We start from the raw sequence: 16,075 nt of genomic DNA, 5'->3' as shown, positions 1-16,075 counted from the left end.
TCCAGCGAAAGGTGACCAGAATGTCAACCGACGACAACAGCACCGACAGCAGCACATCAGACAGCATGCGCAAGGCTGCGGAGAACCTCGATCACAGTGCCGGTGCCGCACCCTCGTCGGAGTACCTCGACAAGGTGGGCACCGACGATTTCGGCCGCTCCGACGACACCGTTGATGATGAAAAAGCCGACGAGGAGGACGTATCGACCCCGGCGGCAGATCGCTGATCGCCTTCGTCGTCACTGCGTCGCGGGAAACATGTCCTCAACGATATCGAGCAGAGCCATCGCCTCATCGTAGTCGCCGCGCATCGACCAGTACGGGAGGTCGTGCACCTGGCCGGTTTCGAAGGCAGGGACGCGATCGTACGGCGTTTCGTCCTTGAGGTCGTCGACGCCGATGCTCGCATTGTTGAAGCCGACCACGAAGACCGTCTCGGAGCGGAGGACGTCGAGCAGCACCTCGAGCGATGGCCCGAACATGTCTCCGCCCGCGGTATAGGGTTCGATGTCGTTCTCTTCGAAAAGCGGAGGAGTTGTGAAGCCGAGCGGCTCGAGCTCCGCCAACAGACTCTTGCCCTCGATGAGGATGTAGGGCGTGTCCTTGCTGTCGAGTGTGAGGATGGAGATCTCCCCCTCGGGGATCGAGATGGTGTCCTTCACCTCGGCGACTCGATCCTCATATGCGGATTCGAACTTCTCAAAGTCCGCCTCTCGACCCGGCACTTCGCAGGCGATGAAGGAGAACTGGTCCTGCCATGTCTGCTTGTCTCCGGACACGAGCACCGTGGGCGCAAGTTCAAGCAGCCTGTCGTGGGCATCGGTCGCATGCTTGAGCGGGAACCCGATCCCGGCGATGTTGAGGTCAGGATCGGCCGCGATGATGGCCGCCAAGTCGAATCTGTCGTTGCTCCATGGCAGGAACTCTGTCTTTTGAGCCTCAGCTTCCTCAGACCAGAACGGCGAGAACTCCCCGTCGGACTCAGTCACCTGGGGAGTCGTGGCGACGACCGGCACATCGAGGTCATAGAGGTAGCCGGCGAGGGCGTAGTTGAGCACGACTACCCTCTTTGGATCCTCGGGAACTTCGACCTCTCCCCTGGTCGGTTGCGACCACTCGGGTCTCGCATCCGTTCGCCGAGGGACCATTGCCAGAGGCATCCGAAGGTCCAGCACAGGCGCCGATGAGCAGGAGACTTGCGCCCACAAGGAGCGCACTGGTTCGACGCGCCGATCGACCACCATCCGCCAAACTGCTCTGCTCATCCTCGCCTCGTCCACGAGCTGCGAGGCCGAGCGAGCGCAGGCCACTCAGGGAAGCGCTCGACGCAGAGCTGAGCACCTTCGCCGTCGATGACTTCCCCATCCCGGAACCCCACCACCACTCGGTAAGCGCGATCATGGACGACCCCGTAAGCCTGATGGTGCCGCTGACCGTCGTCGCCGAGCGCCATGCGATGAGCACACGACACGTCGAACGGATCGTCAAAAACGATCTCGGCATATCGTTCGTACAGTGGAGGAGGCGAAGACGACTCAACCTGGCCCTGCGCAGAATCCGCGCGGGGTCCACGGTTGCCTCCGCCGCCCGGTCCGTCGGCTACGAAGGATCAGATGGTCTCATCAAGGCGGCAGCTCGGCTCACTCAGCTCGCCCGGCCGGAGCTCGCGGGTGACCTGGCGGGCGCCGTCAGAGGCTCTCGCAGAAGGTGACCTGAGCGCACGAACTCGAACGCAACAGCAGATCACCGACGGCAGCGCACCGGTGCCCTGCCGCGCTGAGGCCACGGCGTCTCGCAGCAGGCGTCGGGCTGCAGCCACCACACGCAATTCGAGCAGCCGCTGAGCCAGAACGTGAACCGATGCGAGAGTGATAGCGTAGGCGAGCAAATGAGCGTTTACATCATTAACATCACCCACACTCACCCAGTGGCCCGCAAAACTTAGCCGCTGAAGCCGTGGTTGTGATCTCAGCGAAAGGAGAGCGATTTTGGATTCTTCTCCGCAGGCGCTAAGAGTGCTTCTGGTGGCCGACCCGGGCCTGCCCAGTCGACGCGTGACATCGATCCGAGATGACTTCGAAAGCCTGCTTCAGAGGGCATACAGCGTACAGACAACCCTCCGCACGCGTACGAATGCGCTTCGCCTCACGCCAGACCAAGAACTCGACCTCGATGCTGTCACCGAACTTCGCGAGGACTATGAGGACACCGATATCCTGCTCGTGCTCACGGAGATTCCTCGACACACCCAAGGCGATCCCCTGGTCGCCGAAATCCATGCCGACAGCAATCTGGCCATCGTCTCATGCCCAACTCTGGGTGCCTGGGCGACGAAGAAGCGCTTGCTCAAGGTACTTATGTCGTCGATCAACAGACTCGTGCCCTGGGACCCGGCCAACGACTCACGTAAATATCTGCTGAACTGGAGCCATTGGTCGGATCGCAGCGACCAGGATCACCAGACCCTGCATGCGCACACTTTCACCGGTGGGCCCAGAATGCTCCTCGGCATGACAATCGCTAACGATCCCTGGCGGACCGTGCCGAAGCTCTCCGGAGCGCTGGCGGCTGCGTCCGCGACCGGAGCCTTCGGCATCTTCTACAGCTCGATCTGGCAGATGTCGACGTTCCTGTCCACGGCCCGGCTATTGTCGATCGGGCTCGCTGCCATTGTCGTGATGGTCGGATGGTTGATCATCAGCCACAAGCTCTGGGACAAGCCCGTCACTGAGGGCCTCGCCACCGTCATCATGTACTACAATCTGTCGACTGTACTGACACTGCTGATCACGGTCGTGGCCCTGTATGCGACTCTGGTGGCTCTCATTCTCCTTGGCGGCGTCGTCGTCATCGATCCTGAATTCATGACTCAGCAGATTCAGTCCGAGGCTTCATTTGCGAACTACTTGGACATCGCCTGGCTGAGCGCTGCCATGGGTGTCGTGGCCGGCGGCATCGGTGCCAGTTTCGATTCGGATGTTGACGTGAGAAGCCTCACCCATGGTCAGCGCATGCGGCAGCGTGTCTATGCTGAACAGAAGGATGAAGACGACCGGATCGACGACACCTGAGCGATGCTCAGTCGGGGGCTGGGCGCCACCCCATCGCAGACACCCGTCCCACCGCACAGCCCACCCCCTCAGAACTTCGGCACGTCGGCGATCAGCGCCCGCGTGTACTCGTGCGATGGATCCTCGAGCACCTGCGCGGTCGGCCCGTAGTCGACGATCTTGCCCTTGTTGAGCACCGCGAGGTTATCGGCGATGTGCCGGGAGAGCGCGATGTTGTGCGTGACGAAGAGCATCGCCAGCTGCCGCTCCTCCCGCAGGGTCCGCAGCAGCGCGACGATCGAGGCCTGCACGCTGACATCGAGGGCCGAGGTGATCTCATCACAGACCATCACCGACGGTGCGTTGACGAGCGCTCGGGCGATCGCGGCCCTCTGCCGCTCACCGCCGGAGAGGTCACCGGGACGCCGGTGATAGAACGACCGTCCCAGCCGCACGGAATCGAGTGCTTCCTCGACGATGGCTTTCCGGCTCGCGGCCGTCCCCTGACCGCTCATCTCCAAGGGTACCGTCAGCGACTGGCCGATGGACCGCCGCGGATTCAGCGATGAGAACGGCGACTGGAACACGTACTGGATGCCCACGCGCTGCTCGTTCGTGCGTTTGCGCGTCGACCGTGCCAGCTCTGTGCCGCGCAGTCGAACAGACCCCTTGTAGTCGTCGTTGAGCCCGGCCACGCACTGCGACAGGGTCGTCTTACCGGAACCGGATTCGCCGAGCAGCATCGTGCACTCCCCCGGCTCCAGGGTCAGGTTGATCCCGTCGAGGATCTGCGCCTTCCCGTAGGCGAGCGCCACATCCTTGACTTCGAGCAGAGGTGCATTCGCGGCCCCGCCGTCCCCGTCCTCCGCCGAGGCGGCCGCCCCGTCAACACCGGACCGATCCGATTCCGAATCGCCGGGCTTCTCCCCCGTCGACACGAGAATATGTGTCTTCTCGTCGGCCTCGGCGACGGCTTTCGCTTCCGCGGCCCCGTCGCCGATTGTCTTGCGTCCGGCAAGATCGGGCACCGCAGCCATGAGCATCTGCGTGTACTCATGCTGCGGACGTTCGAGCACTGCCGACACCGGGCCCTCTTCGACGAGGTTGCCGCGCAGCATCACGGCGACCCGGTCGGAGATATCCTTGATCACCGCGAGGTCGTGAGTGATGTAGAGACCGGCGACGTTGTTCGCCACCGTCATCTGCCGGATCGTGTCGAGCACGACCGACTGGGTGGACACGTCCAGACCGGTCGTCGGTTCGTCGAGGATGAGCACGTCGGGGTACATGGCGAAGGCCATGGCGATGCCGATGCGCTGCTGCTGTCCGCCGGAGAGCTGATGGGGCCACCGTCGCTGATAGGCCCGATCCCCGGGCAGGCCGACGTCGACGAGCACCTCGGCGACGCGATCGGCTCGCTCACGGTCGGAGGCTCCGAAGCCGTGGATGTCGAGGACTTCCCGGATCTGCTCACCCACGCGCATGGCAGGGTTGAGCGAGAGCGCCGGATCCTGCGGGATGTACGCGATTCGGGATCCGCGCAGGTCTCGCAGGGCCACCTCGTCTAGGTCGCCGACCTCAAGATGGGAAGCATCACCGCGCGGCCAGATGCTCACGGACCCGGATCCGAACTTCAGACCTTCTCGGAAGTGTCCCATGCAGGCCAGGCCGGCCGTGGTCTTACCGGAACCGGATTCGCCGACGAGTCCGAGGATCTCACCGCGGGACAGGGCGAAGTCGACTCCGTGGAGGATTTCGTCCCCCGCGTTCGTCAGCACGCGCAGGTCGGACACACGCAGGACGATCTTCTCGTTCGGTTCGTTCGCATCATCGTGGCGAACGGTCTCTGTCTTCGTGCTCATCATGCCTCCACGGATGTTGATGCGGTGGCTCGGGCGAAGGAGTCCGCGAGCAGGTTGGTGCCGATGGTCAGCAGTGCGATCGCGATGACCGGCAGCAGCACACCCCAGGGTTGGATGGACAGGGCGATGCGGTTTTCGTTGATCATCAGACCCCAGTCAGCCGCGGGCGGCTGCAGGCCGAGTCCGAGGAAGGACAGCGAGGCGATGTAGCCGATCGAGTAGGTCAGGCGCAGGCCTGCCTCCACGCTCAGCGGTCCGGTGATGTTGGGCAGCAGCTCACGGATGAGCACCTTCCACCGGGGCATCGCGTACATCTCCGCTGCCTTGATGTAGTCCTCGGTGATGACGCCCAGGGTCGCGGATCTTGCGACACGTGCGATGCGCGGTGCGTGGGTGAGACCGATGACGGTCACGAGCACCCATCCCTGCGGTCCGAGCACGGTGATCGCCAGGAGGGCGAACACGAGCTGCGGGATGGCGAGGATGACGTCATTGAGCCGCATGATCACGGCGTCGAAGGTTCCTCCGACGTAGGCGGCGAGCATGCCGATGATCGCGCCGACGACCATGCCGAGCGCCGTGGCGAGCACACCGTAGACGATGAGTGTCACACCGCCGGCGAGGAACCGGGAGAGAACATCGCGGCCGAGGTTGTCCGAGCCGAACAGACCATAGGGACTGAACGGCTTCGTGACGAATTCGGTGGCGGTATTGCCCGTCGCCCAGGGCAGCAGCAGCGGTCCGCACAGGGCGAGTGCCACGACGACCACGGTGATGATCAGACCGATCTTCCCCTGTTTCTGCGCGAGCACCCGCTTGTAGAAGGGAACATAGGTGGTCTGGGATTCCTTGGGCACCTCGGCGGCATCGGTGGCCGCGGACTTGAGGTCATCAAGACTGTTGGCGTCGGTGCTCATGCTGCGCTCCTGAGTTTCGGGTTGGTGAGGATGCCGACGACATCGGCCGCCAGATTCACCACGACGTAGACGGCGGCGACGAGCATGGAGATCGCCTGGACGACCTGCACGTCACGGTAGGTCACCGCATCGATGAGTGCTTGGCCGAGTCCCGGATAGCGGAAGAGGAACTCGACGACGACCACACCGCCGGCCAGCCAGGCCAGCTGGATAGCGACGACCTGAGCGACCGGTCCGAGAGCGTGCGGCACGGCGTGGCGTATGATCACGCGTTTCTCCGGGACGCCTTTGAGTCGCGCCATTTCGACGAAGCCGGAGTCGAGGACTTCGATCATCGTCGCTCGCATCATCCGCACGATGTAGGGGGTGACGACGAGAATGAGCGTCAAGGTCGGCAGAATGAGCTGCTGAGGTCGGTTCCAGACGGGTTCGCCCGGCGGTGCCAGGGTCACGGCCGGCAGGATCTGGAACACCGAGGTGGCGAAGATCGCGATGAGTCCGATGCCGATGACGAACTCGGGCATGGCCGCAAGCACCAGGCTGATGCCGGTCATCGCCTGGTCGCGCCGCTTCCCGCGATGTAGGGCCTGAAAGACACCGAGTCCGATGCCCAACGGCACGGAAATGACCGCGGCCAGGCCCATGAGGACGAAGGACGCCCACACACGATCACCGAGGAGTGCGGCCACGGAGCCGCCACTCGCCGAGGAGGTGCCGAAGTCACCGACGAAGAGGCCTCCCAGCCAGGTGAGGTACCGCTGCCAGGCGGGTTGGTCGAGTCCCAGCTGTTCGTTGAGTGCCGCAATGCGCTCCGGCGTGGCCTGCTGGCCGAGGATCGCGCGTGCCGCATCACCGGGCAGCAGCAGGGTGGCGCCGAATACGAGCAGAGACACGGCGATGAGGATGAAGGCGGAGAAGAGCAGCCGCTTTCCGATCACTTTTCCGAACATGTCACACCTCTCCAATCCACACGCGGTCGAATCTCCACCCGCTCAGAGGTCGCCCTGTGGAGTTCGGGACGAGCCCGCCCACGTACTTCTGGAAGGCATCGACTTGGTTGGCGAAGCCCCAGACGATGTATCCGCCCTCGTCGTAGAGCATCTTCTGCAGTTCGTGTTCACGGTCACGTCGGTCATTCGCATCCGGGATGGCCCGGACCTCGTCGAAGACCTTGTTGAATGTCGGATCGTCCCAGTGGGTTTCGTTGAATGGTGATTCCTCGAGCGAACAGGCGATGACCTGCGGCAAGAAGTCACGGGTGTACCAGAAGTCCTGAGCGAAGTCCCATTTGAGGTATTCGTCGCCGAAGAACGTCGTCGCATCGACCTTGCGGATCTTCACCGTGATTCCGGCGTCGGCGGCCTGCTGGGCGAAGACCTGCGCGGCTTCGACGGCTCCGGACTGGATGGGGGCGGTGACGAGTTCGACCTCGAGCCCGTCGGGATAGCCCGCCTCGGCGAGGAGCTTCTTGGCCCTCGGAATGTCGCGTTTGCGTTGCGGGAAGTCCGGGTAGTTCTCGCTCAACGGTCCGAACATGTCGTTGCCCAGGGTGCCGTAGCCGGAGAGCACCTGTTCGATCATCTGTTCGCGGTCGACGACGAGCCGGAAGGCCTGTCGGACCTTGGCATCGTCGAAGGGCTTCTTGTCCACGCGCATCGTGAAGGGCAGCCACATGCCTGTCTTCGAGTTGAGGATGGACATGCGCTCATCGGCGGCGATGACTTCGACCAGGGCAAGTGGGATGCCGGCGATCGCGTCCACCTGGGTGGACAGGAGGGCGTTGATGAGGGCGTCGTCGTCGTTGAAGTTGAGCACCTCCACCTCGTCGAGGTACATCTTGTCGAAGTCGAAATAGTGCTCGTTGGGCACGAGCACCGTCGACTGGGCGGCGGTGAAGGATTTGAGTTTGAACGGTCCCGAGCACACCGGGTTCTCCGGGTCGTAGCCGACGGGGACGATGGCGGCGGTGTATTCGGCGACGGCGTCCTTGAACAGGCCATTGGGTTCGCTGAGTCGGAACTCGACGGTGCGCTCATCCTTGGCGACGACTTTCTCCAGCATGGAGAAGTTCGCGGCCGCAGTCTTCGGATCGTCGGGGTCGTTGATCCGCTCGAAGGTGAAAACGACGTCTTCGGAGGTGATCGGCTTGCCGTCGGAGAATTTGATGCCCTCCTTCAGCGTGCACGTCCACACGGTGGAGTCGGAGTTGGCCTTGATCGATTCGGCCAGCAACGGCACGACCTGGGAGTCGTCGTCCCAGCCGTACAGGGCGTTGTAGAGGTTGACGGCACGGCAGACATCGCCATTGTTGACGGGGATGTGGGCGTCGACGGTGTCCGCGGAGTTGCCGCCGGTGACACCGACGCGCAGGGTCCCGCCCTTGACGGGCTTGCCGGCGTCGGCGGCACCGACTTCCGCGCCGCCGCAGGCGCTCAAGCCCGCCACTCCGGCCACGGCAAGGCCTGCCCCCAGCGCTTGTCTTCGGTTCGGTGTTCTCATGTGCCTTCTTCCTAGGACGTCGGTACGGGTCCGCCGGCTGCGGCGGCTCGTTCTGACTTCGGGGTTCGGGTGTCGGTGAGGATGTGCGCGGCCAAGTAGTTCTCGAGCATGGTCAGCGCTTCGTCATCGGTGATGGGCATGTGTTCGGTCGTGCGTGCGACGCCGAGTCCGTCGATGAAGATCGCCAGTGCCCTGACCATGAGAGCGCTGTCGCCGGTGCGGATCTCGCCCGATCTCTGTCCGGCGTCGATGACCGCCGTGATCATGTCGAGCCATTCGCCGTAGACAGCGGTGAGGTTCGCCCGGGCTCCTTCGTCGGTGGAGGCTCGGGCCCAGCATTGGAGCCAGATCGACCAGACGCGGCGGATCTTCGAGTCGACGCCAGCATGGAGCCGTGCGAAGTGGCGGAGGACAGAAATGGGGTCGGACGCGTCGTTGAGGTGGCGGGTCTCGGCGATGATGTCGAGCGAGTAGCGCAGTGCCGCCTGCAGCAGTTGGTCTTTCGTCCGGAAGTGGTAGTTCACGGCCGAGGCGGTCACCCCGGCCGCGTCCGCGACGTCTTCGGTGCGGACTTTGTCGATGCCGACGTCGGCATAGAGCTCCCATGCGGCGACGATGATCGTCACACGGTTGCGGGTGCCCTTCGACATCCATTCCTTCGTCGGCGCCGGACCGGCGGCCGCTCCCCCGGCAGCCTGTGCGTCTGCGCGCGCGCCGTCATCGACTACGTCCGGTACTTCACGGTGCTGGGCGGGTGCGTCGGTGACCATCACTCGCCGAGGCGGCCCCGCCCTGCGACCGGTCGTGAGCCAGTCGGTGGTGACACCGGTGAGTTCGGCGATGCCTGAGATCTCCTCGACCCGGAACTTGCGGGTCCCGGCCAGGGATTTCGAGAGTTTGGACGCGTCGAGCCCGATCCGTCGGGCGACTTCACTGTGGTTGATTCCCGCGTCTTTGATGGCGTTGCGGACACGGAGCACCAGGGATTTCTGCGTGCTGTCCGCACCTTCGCTTGTCGTGGCCACCTGTACAGTCTGCACACAAGTTGCGATTTTGGCAATACTTACTGGCATATTGGGTAGTTTCAGGACGCAGGAAATTTCGAGGAGAGCCACCAGGAAAAACATTTGTTAGGGTCAGGAATCGGAAGTCCAGCCCACAACGCGGTGAGGGGACCGATCTATGACAAACCAGCGTATTCAACGGGACTCGTGCGTGCAGACTAGCCAGATAGAACTTAGACGAGTAGCGATTTCCTCACTATTCGAGACTGCTATGGAATAGTATGGCTACTTCGTCTACCGAAACTTCGCCGCGCTCATTTTCGACGAGCTGTTCTTTCCTGGACCTCCCGGGGAACGCGCTCGGCAAAGTCGCTGTTGACCTTCGCAATCAGATTCGTCGCCCGTCCGCTGGGCAGATTGATCTTTGGCCACCTCGGCGATCGAGTCGGTCGCAAGTCAACACCCATCATTGCACTGACGAATATCGGCGGGCAGACCGAAATGTTCGGCTGCCTACTAACGCATGAGCAGATCAACGTAGCTCCACCAATCTTCCTAACGCCTTTGCGATTCATATAAGGATTGTCTCTTGGCGGCGAACGGGCACTTCAACGATAGAGCGGCGGGAAGGGGTAAAATTCCCCGTCGACACCTTTGAATCCATCAATGGTCAGGCCATCGACCTGGTCCGTTTACGTCACTTACTCGCTATTGGCGATTCTATGGGGTTTGGTGGTCGCGCGGTGAGAGCAGCGGGCCATCGCAACGAAATGTACGCAGGAGTATGCCTGAACAGCATGGGATAGGCCGGGCTGAACCGATAGTCAACCATAAGCAGGAATACAATCACTGACCGCATTCACTGCCGGGTGTGTAAGCAATCCCGCGCTACTACCGCTACCGGATACTCACAGACCGCTTCGTTGTACGGAAGTGCCCTTCTGTAGCACCTGTGTAACGAAGTGGTCTGTAACCTCACTGCATCGTGGACACTGAGCCTCACCACTTCAGAGACACTCGTTCTCAAAGCTTTGTATGTCCACAGGTACTACCGAAGGGCTCCTCCACAAACTCATTCTTCCACGGTGAAGCTCAAACTAGCTACCCAAATCCGATATTCGCAGCCTCCTAATCGGAAAGAATACGCGCGGAGTTCCTGACGACTTCACTCACCTACGCGAGTGAGGAGAGAAGCAGGGACTTCCGCACTAAGGCAGCAGACCCCCGCGCAATTACCGACGACGAAGCAACGAGGAAAGACTTGACTTCGATCCCTTCAGCTTTTCCCACTGAGCGACTAGCACGACCACATCAATATGATTTACAGGAATATGCGGGATCGCTGAACCTTCGGAGAGAACAGCCTTTTCCCCATCCAGTACTCCGTCGCCAACGTTCGACGCAGCAACAGAACCATCCTTTTTGAGCCAGAACCACCGATTGTCGATTCGGAACCTCAAAGTCCAACCCTTAAACGAATGCTCCGAAAGCTCGAACATGGGAGCCTCGACCACTGTCGTTCCGTCATTCGCATACCTCTTGCCGGAATGAATGTATTCGACGCTTCCGCTAGACAACCGCCGAACTTCGATCTCGTCCGGCTCGCCCTCCGGGAACGTCAACCCCTCTCGCTGTCCAGCGCTATTGAAGTGGATTGAATAGGTTAGTTCACGACGACGGAGCTCATGGGCCGAGGTGTCAGCCTTGCCGCCCTGTTTGAATCGGCTTTCGGCGTCACTAATCGCGTTGAGAATCAGTTCAGTTGACTCTGACTTCAGCTGTTCCAGAATTTGGTACGCCTCGGTGAAGTCGAGATCGACTGAAAACGAATGCACGTCTGAGTCCGGACCAAAACGCTGCGATTCAAGGCCAAAAGTTCTCAAGAAATTGGGCACTTTCTGACCGTTGCGCTGCCCAGCGAAGAAAGGTGTCCCATAAAGGAGCGAAAAGCAACAACCATGAAAAGAGTTCGTGAAGACCGCTTCCGCATTCGCCAAATAGCCAAGCCACTCTTCCATTCCGACGTCATAACGCGAAACATGCTTTACGTCCGGGTCTGTGATCTTACCGTACTTTAACGGGCGATCAGAAAGTTCCACAATAGTAAGATCATGCAATTTAGCGTATTCAACTGCTTTATCAATTGTATCCGAAGCACGTTCCATGACATAGTACAGAGCGACGTACTTTTCTTCCTTTGGCTTCACAGCTATGTTTTCCCAGAACTTCGTATCGTGAAGAAGGACTGGGTCCAATACCAGTGGGGCCTCAAGATTTGAGTTCTTTTCAATGTATTCGCCGAAGTCGCGCTCGCGCACGGTAATCGTGTCGATATCACTCAGATAACGGAAGAAGATCTCTTCCTGCTTCGCGCTGAAGTCCTTAGAAGCTCCGCGACTAGCGGCGTAAGCGATCTTCTGCTTGCCCTCGAAGGCCTTACTGCCCAGCATGAAGCCACGATCGAAATTGTACCGATTGAGTGACTGCCAGATAACATCCGTCACACAGATATAGCAGTCGAAGCCCGGATCCTCGACCTCGAGAAGATCAGAATCGTACTTCTCTTCTGTGAATTTCATACGCTCATCTGCGAACGCTTCAAATTTGTCAAATCGCCGCTCTCGCTCGATTTCCACACTGCGATAGCCGACAGCCAACTCAGCCAGCTTCTGCAAAGTGGCAGTGTCCGCCTTTTTGACTACAGCATCACGATACTTCTTCTCGGCACCCGGCGCAGGATGACGCATGTCAAATTTTCCGTAATAGACGGGGGTGTAATCTAGGAATATGGCGTCGTGTCCATTTTGCGCCAAGAATTGCTGAAAGGCATAGGCGTGCAGATCGCAAGCAAAATTCAAAAACTTGGCATACTTGTTAATTCCGATGAGCCCAATTCTCATTACAAGACCTCCGTATTGGCCGAAGAATTATAACATCGGCTGAAAATCAACATTTTATCATGCGCTCTGATTGCTTCGTGAGTTGCTCTCCGCGGTTGCCTGCGTTCGCTTCAGGCTCTTCCGGCAATAAGAGGTCCCTCTTCAAATGATTGAACACACCGTGAAACACCGGCTTCAATACCCGTGGCTGCGCTCCACCCGAGCGCAGTTAGCTTAGCAGCGTCCAGACCGAGTGACGCCACCGGAGAAAACGATCGACCGTCCTCCGGGTTGACGAAGTTCAACTCGAGTTTCATCTCTGGCCGAGCCGCGGCGAATGTCTGGGCCAACTCACGAATACTGATGTTCCCGGAAGGATCGGCCACGTTATAGACCTGTTCCTCACCGCACAGATGGGCGAAGAATAGCCCTTCCACCGCGTCAGCGACATAAGTGTAGGTCCGGGTTGCGGCACCCGCGCTCATCATCCGCACATTGCGACCGCGGACGACGTCGGCGAGGAAGTCCGCTTGGACCCGTCCGTCGTCGAGAGCCATTCCCGGGCCATAGATGTGCCCAAAACGCAGACTGAGCCCTTTGATACCGAACTCGTCTGCATATGCTGCCAGCGCGGTCTCGGCGATTCGCTTGCCTTCCGAATAGCTGGCCCGCGGCGCGAAATGCTGCAGAGTCCCTTCGTCATCTTCGCCGATGAGTTCACTGCCCTGGACCGCGCCGTAAACCTCCGACGAGGACAGGAGGACAAATGACTTCCCGCCGGCTTCGACAAGCGCGTCGAGGAGGTTGATCGTCCCGAGGGTGTTCGCCTTCAGTGTCGTGACAGGTGACGACTTATGCAGACTCGGCCGAGCTGGCGAGGCGCCGTGGAAGATCGTCGAGAAGTCCTGTTCGAAACTCTTCGTGTCGATGACATCACCCGCCAGCAGAGTGAAATCTGAGCGTTTGAGCGCGGAGCCGAATCTCTGTTCGGCCTTTTCCCGGTTGCGCACCATTCCCGTGACATGAAGTCCGAGGTCGTAGGCATCGTTCACTGCCAGCAGCGAACCGACTATGTACATCGGAATCATGCCGGAGGCACCGGTAACGAGAATCTCCGCATTCCGATATTGTTCCCATGGCAGCCGAGCCGCAGCGATGCGTGCGACGTCCTCGGAGAACACCGGCGTATCGAAGAGAACGACGTCAGTGGCTTCCGAAACTGAGTCGACTGACCGGTCCTCATTCGCCACCGAAGGCCTCCCGATCTTCGATGAGAGTCAGGAATGTGCGGCAGACGTAGTAGTCCGAGGCAGTGGTGATCTTGATGTTCGTCCGTGGACCCTCGACCCGATGAACCTGATACCCGAAGCCGTTCATCAGAGTGCACGTGTCAATGGAATCGTTCTCGCCTTCGGCAACCGCACGATCATAGCCTGCCAAGACATCTTTGAGCGGGAACGTCTGAGGAGCCTGAGCTGTCCACAGCGGGTCACGGGGAATGACTTCCTTGATTCCCGATCCTTCTTCGACGACAACCGTCTCAGTCATCTTTGTGCAGGTGACTGCCGAACCGAATTCACGAGCACTCTCGATGTTCCGCGAGACGAGGTCGGCATCGATTAAGGGACGGACACCGTCGTGGATGAGCACGATGCTGTCCGGGTCGTTGTGTTCGGCAACGACTTTGAGCGCGTTATGCCGTGACTCCTGTCCGGTGGATCCGCCGTCGACGATCCATTTCACCTTGGTCAGTTCGTATCGTTTCACGAGCCTCTCGAGGTGCTCCCGATACTGAGGCAGGATGGCCACAGCGATGGCATCGATCTCCGGGTGCTGCTCGAATACGTCGAGAGTGTGCACGATCACCGGACGGCCGTGGATCTCAAGGAACTGCTTGGGGCGGGAACTGTGCGCCATTCGGGCGCCGACGCCCCCGGCGAAGACTACTGCGATGTTTGCCATTGGTTCTCCTCGTCCTCTGCTTCGTTCTTATCGCCGCTGTCGGTGTAGTCGTCTGTGGGCTCGTTGAGCTGATCCTCTTGACCGGGTGCTCCAGGATCTTCCTCACCCACGCGGTTGGAGAGCTCGTCACCGACCTCTGAGTCTGCCGATTCGAATCCGCTGACGGGCTCGCTGAGGATCAGCGAGTCGATGACTCGATCCGAGTTGTGAGTATCGACATAGTCGAAGTTCTCTTTGACGAATTCCTTCGTCATCGCATTGCTCAACTCAGGCATGCGGATGAGTTCGACCAGCTGATCGAAGGTCGTGGCAATGCTTCCTGGTGCGGCTTCCCGATAGTCCTTGTGCATTCCGCGAGTCGCCGAATACGTATCGAGGTCATAGGCGAAGAAGATCATCGGACGCTCAAGAAGCGCGTATTCGTAGATGACAGAGGAATAGTCCGTGATGAGCACATCGGAGATCAACATCAGATCGTTGGTATCCGGGTACGACGCGACATCGATCAGTCGATCTGCGAACTTCGGGGGAATCGGGGCAGGATCCGGAACGAAGTGATGCTGGCGGAACAGGATGACCGTATCGGGTCCACATGATTCGTAGAGTTCACGGAAATCGATCTGGTCGTAGTCGTAGCGTGCATCCCCAGAACCGCGCCCGCGGAACGTAGGGGCGAAGAGGATCTTCCGCTTGCCTTTCGCCAGGGGGAACTGCTCGTCGAAGTCGACGAGCACCTCCTCTGCACGGCCATCACGCAAGAACCCATCGATACGTGGAAGGCCCGTGGCGATGACGGCTTCCCGCTCGATTCCGAAGGCTTCGCTGTAGACGTCTCGCAGATGCTGAGAACCGCAGATCGCATACGAGTACAGGCGGTGAGCGTTGCGAAGATTCGGCGAGCCGTACTGACCGAAACGGCTGTACCCCACGGACTTGAAGCCGCTGCCGGCGTGCCAGAGCTGGATGATCTTCTGCTCGTCTCGGTTCCCCAGGTCTTTGAGAATGGCGAAGTAGTCGTCGATGAGGATGGTGTTCGCCTTGCCCATCTCCCAGGCGAGGGCGAATGCGCTTTGACGACTGCTCGTCCGACCCGTGCGGAACGAGTAGCCGAAGTTGAAGTCGGAATCGAGTCCGCGTTCGAGCATGCGGTCGTGGACTGCTTTGAGGTTGCCCTGCATGTTCGGACGAGCTTCAGACGCGAAGAGGATATTGCTGCCATCGGTGGGCCGCCGGAACGATGACAGGGCGAAGACGCTCCGCAGTGCCCTGCGCTTGGTCGACGTCCACTTCTTTTTGGCTTTCGACTTCAATCGTGCCACTGTCGACGACGGCTTCTTTCCCGAGCGCCCGAAGGAGTAGGTGCGCATAAGAAAGAATGGCGCGGCTTCGTCATCGGAGACGCCGAAGGTGACGGTGTAGGCGGAGAAATTCTTGTTGTAGACGAACGCGCGTGAGGCGTCGCCCAGCTCGTCGGCCCGTCCAAGCGGATATGAGGCCGGGTAGACAACCTCCCCGCGTCGAGCGACGAGATAGTAGGTCCCGTTCGGAACCTGGGCCCGACGGTTGAACTGCGTGACGTTGATGGTGAGTCGAAAACGCTCATCGCCCAGCGGCTCAGCACGAATGGGCAGCTCGACCTCATACGGCCTGGAGTTGGGGGTCAGAAAGAACGAGTCGGGAGCACCGCCGGGAAACCTGACGACAAATGTCAGAATCACACGTTCCCACGAGATTCCTTCAATTGTCAGATCGTCTACCACAGATTCCCCTTACCGAACCGGCTACACACAACCGACATTTCTCATCTACCTTTGGTTAACGTAGTTAGCCTAGCAGTTGTCATTGGAGCCGCTGAAACTCTCCGACACGGCGGCTGTCAAGCAGACGGAAGCAGAGAACCTG

Annotated in this window: 13 protein-coding genes; 3 read left to right on the top strand and 10 right to left on the bottom strand. The window is 60.1% G+C overall.

Annotated features, from left to right (window positions below; all coding sequences use genetic code 11):
- Positions 1-20 precede the first annotated feature (20 nt).
- Positions 21-227: a hypothetical protein gene (locus AD89_RS0112180; protein ID WP_025779249.1), complete on the top strand. Its 207-nt coding sequence runs from the start codon at positions 21-23 to the stop codon at positions 225-227.
- A 12-nt stretch (positions 228-239) separates the two neighbouring features.
- Here the strand turns inward: AD89_RS0112180 and AD89_RS18585 are convergent, their stop codons facing one another.
- Positions 240-1,058 (bottom strand): ferric enterobactin (enterochelin)-binding protein, encoded by an 819-nt coding sequence (locus AD89_RS18585; protein WP_231488637.1) that lies wholly within the window; start codon positions 1,056-1,058, stop codon positions 240-242.
- 341 nt (positions 1,059-1,399) lie between these two features.
- Here AD89_RS18585 and AD89_RS20170 point away from each other — a divergent pair, with 341 nt between their 5' ends.
- Positions 1,400-1,711: a helix-turn-helix domain-containing protein gene (locus AD89_RS20170; RefSeq protein WP_197021757.1), complete on the top strand. Its 312-nt coding sequence runs from the start codon at positions 1,400-1,402 to the stop codon at positions 1,709-1,711.
- A gap of 277 nt (positions 1,712-1,988) precedes the next feature.
- On the top strand, positions 1,989-3,071 hold the full coding sequence (locus tag AD89_RS0112165) for a hypothetical protein (protein ID WP_231488635.1): 1,083 nt from the start codon (positions 1,989-1,991) through the stop codon (positions 3,069-3,071).
- Positions 3,072-3,139: 68 nt separating this feature from the next.
- Here the strand turns inward: AD89_RS0112165 and AD89_RS0112160 are convergent, their stop codons facing one another.
- From AD89_RS0112160 to AD89_RS0112120, 9 genes are all read right to left on the bottom strand, one after another.
- Positions 3,140-4,912, bottom strand: a complete 1,773-nt coding sequence (locus AD89_RS0112160) for an ABC transporter ATP-binding protein (protein ID WP_025779244.1) — start codon at positions 4,910-4,912, stop codon at positions 3,140-3,142.
- Positions 4,912-5,829, bottom strand: a complete 918-nt coding sequence (locus tag AD89_RS0112155) for an ABC transporter permease (protein ID WP_025779242.1) — start codon at positions 5,827-5,829, stop codon at positions 4,912-4,914. The genes AD89_RS0112160 and AD89_RS0112155 overlap by 1 nt, the downstream gene beginning before the upstream one ends.
- A complete protein-coding gene (locus AD89_RS0112150) occupies positions 5,826-6,779 on the bottom strand; it encodes an ABC transporter permease (RefSeq protein WP_025779240.1) in 954 nt (317 codons plus the stop codon). Before AD89_RS0112150 ends, AD89_RS0112155 begins: the two co-directional genes overlap by 4 nt.
- Before the next feature lies 1 nt (position 6,780).
- Positions 6,781-8,328 (bottom strand): ABC transporter substrate-binding protein, encoded by a 1,548-nt coding sequence (locus AD89_RS0112145; RefSeq protein ID WP_025779238.1) that lies wholly within the window; start codon positions 8,326-8,328, stop codon positions 6,781-6,783.
- An 11-nt stretch (positions 8,329-8,339) separates the two neighbouring features.
- Positions 8,340-9,353 (bottom strand): TetR family transcriptional regulator C-terminal domain-containing protein, encoded by a 1,014-nt coding sequence (locus AD89_RS0112140; RefSeq protein WP_025779236.1) that lies wholly within the window; start codon positions 9,351-9,353, stop codon positions 8,340-8,342.
- 1,211 nt (positions 9,354-10,564) lie between these two features.
- On the bottom strand, positions 10,565-12,232 hold the full coding sequence (locus tag AD89_RS0112135; protein ID WP_025779234.1) for a polysaccharide pyruvyl transferase family protein: 1,668 nt from the start codon (positions 12,230-12,232) through the stop codon (positions 10,565-10,567).
- 110 nt (positions 12,233-12,342) lie between these two features.
- Positions 12,343-13,461 carry an NAD-dependent epimerase/dehydratase family protein gene (locus AD89_RS0112130; protein WP_025779232.1) on the bottom strand — a complete coding sequence of 373 codons (1,119 nt, stop codon included), beginning with the start codon at positions 13,459-13,461 and terminating at the stop codon, positions 12,343-12,345.
- On the bottom strand, positions 13,451-14,173 hold the full coding sequence (locus AD89_RS0112125) for an IspD/TarI family cytidylyltransferase (protein WP_025779230.1): 723 nt from the start codon (positions 14,171-14,173) through the stop codon (positions 13,451-13,453). Before AD89_RS0112125 ends, AD89_RS0112130 begins: the two co-directional genes overlap by 11 nt.
- Entirely contained in the window at positions 14,155-15,891 is a 1,737-nt protein-coding gene (locus tag AD89_RS0112120) for a CDP-glycerol glycerophosphotransferase family protein (protein ID WP_231488633.1), read from the bottom strand. The genes AD89_RS0112125 and AD89_RS0112120 overlap by 19 nt, the downstream gene beginning before the upstream one ends.
- Positions 15,892-16,075: the final 184 nt, after the last annotated feature.

It is taken from the genome of Brevibacterium sp. VCM10 (genome assembly GCF_000583215.1).
Taxonomy (GTDB): Bacteria; Actinomycetota; Actinomycetes; order Actinomycetales; family Brevibacteriaceae; genus Brevibacterium; species Brevibacterium linens.
Note: the sequence above shows the minus strand (reverse complement) of the source record. Positions and strands in the feature narration are given on the sequence as shown.

What these genes read in the sequence shown, in the direction of transcription:
- AD89_RS0112155 (WP_025779242.1), bottom strand. Translation starts at nt 5,829, where the DNA reads ATGAGCACCGACGCCAACAGTCTTGATGACCTCAAGTCCGCGGCCACC.
- AD89_RS0112125 (WP_025779230.1), bottom strand. Translation starts at nt 14,173, where the DNA reads ATGGCAAACATCGCAGTAGTCTTCGCCGGGGGCGTCGGCGCCCGAATG.
- AD89_RS0112150 (WP_025779240.1), bottom strand. Translation starts at nt 6,779, where the DNA reads ATGTTCGGAAAAGTGATCGGAAAGCGGCTGCTCTTCTCCGCCTTCATC.
- AD89_RS20170 (WP_197021757.1), top strand. Translation starts at nt 1,400, where the DNA reads ATGGACGACCCCGTAAGCCTGATGGTGCCGCTGACCGTCGTCGCCGAG.
- AD89_RS0112135 (WP_025779234.1), bottom strand. Translation starts at nt 12,232, where the DNA reads ATGAGAATTGGGCTCATCGGAATTAACAAGTATGCCAAGTTTTTGAAT.
- AD89_RS0112160 (WP_025779244.1), bottom strand. Translation starts at nt 4,912, where the DNA reads ATGAGCACGAAGACAGAGACCGTTCGCCACGATGATGCGAACGAACCG.
- AD89_RS0112180 (WP_025779249.1), top strand. Translation starts at nt 21, where the DNA reads ATGTCAACCGACGACAACAGCACCGACAGCAGCACATCAGACAGCATG.
- AD89_RS0112145 (WP_025779238.1), bottom strand. Translation starts at nt 8,328, where the DNA reads ATGAGAACACCGAACCGAAGACAAGCGCTGGGGGCAGGCCTTGCCGTG.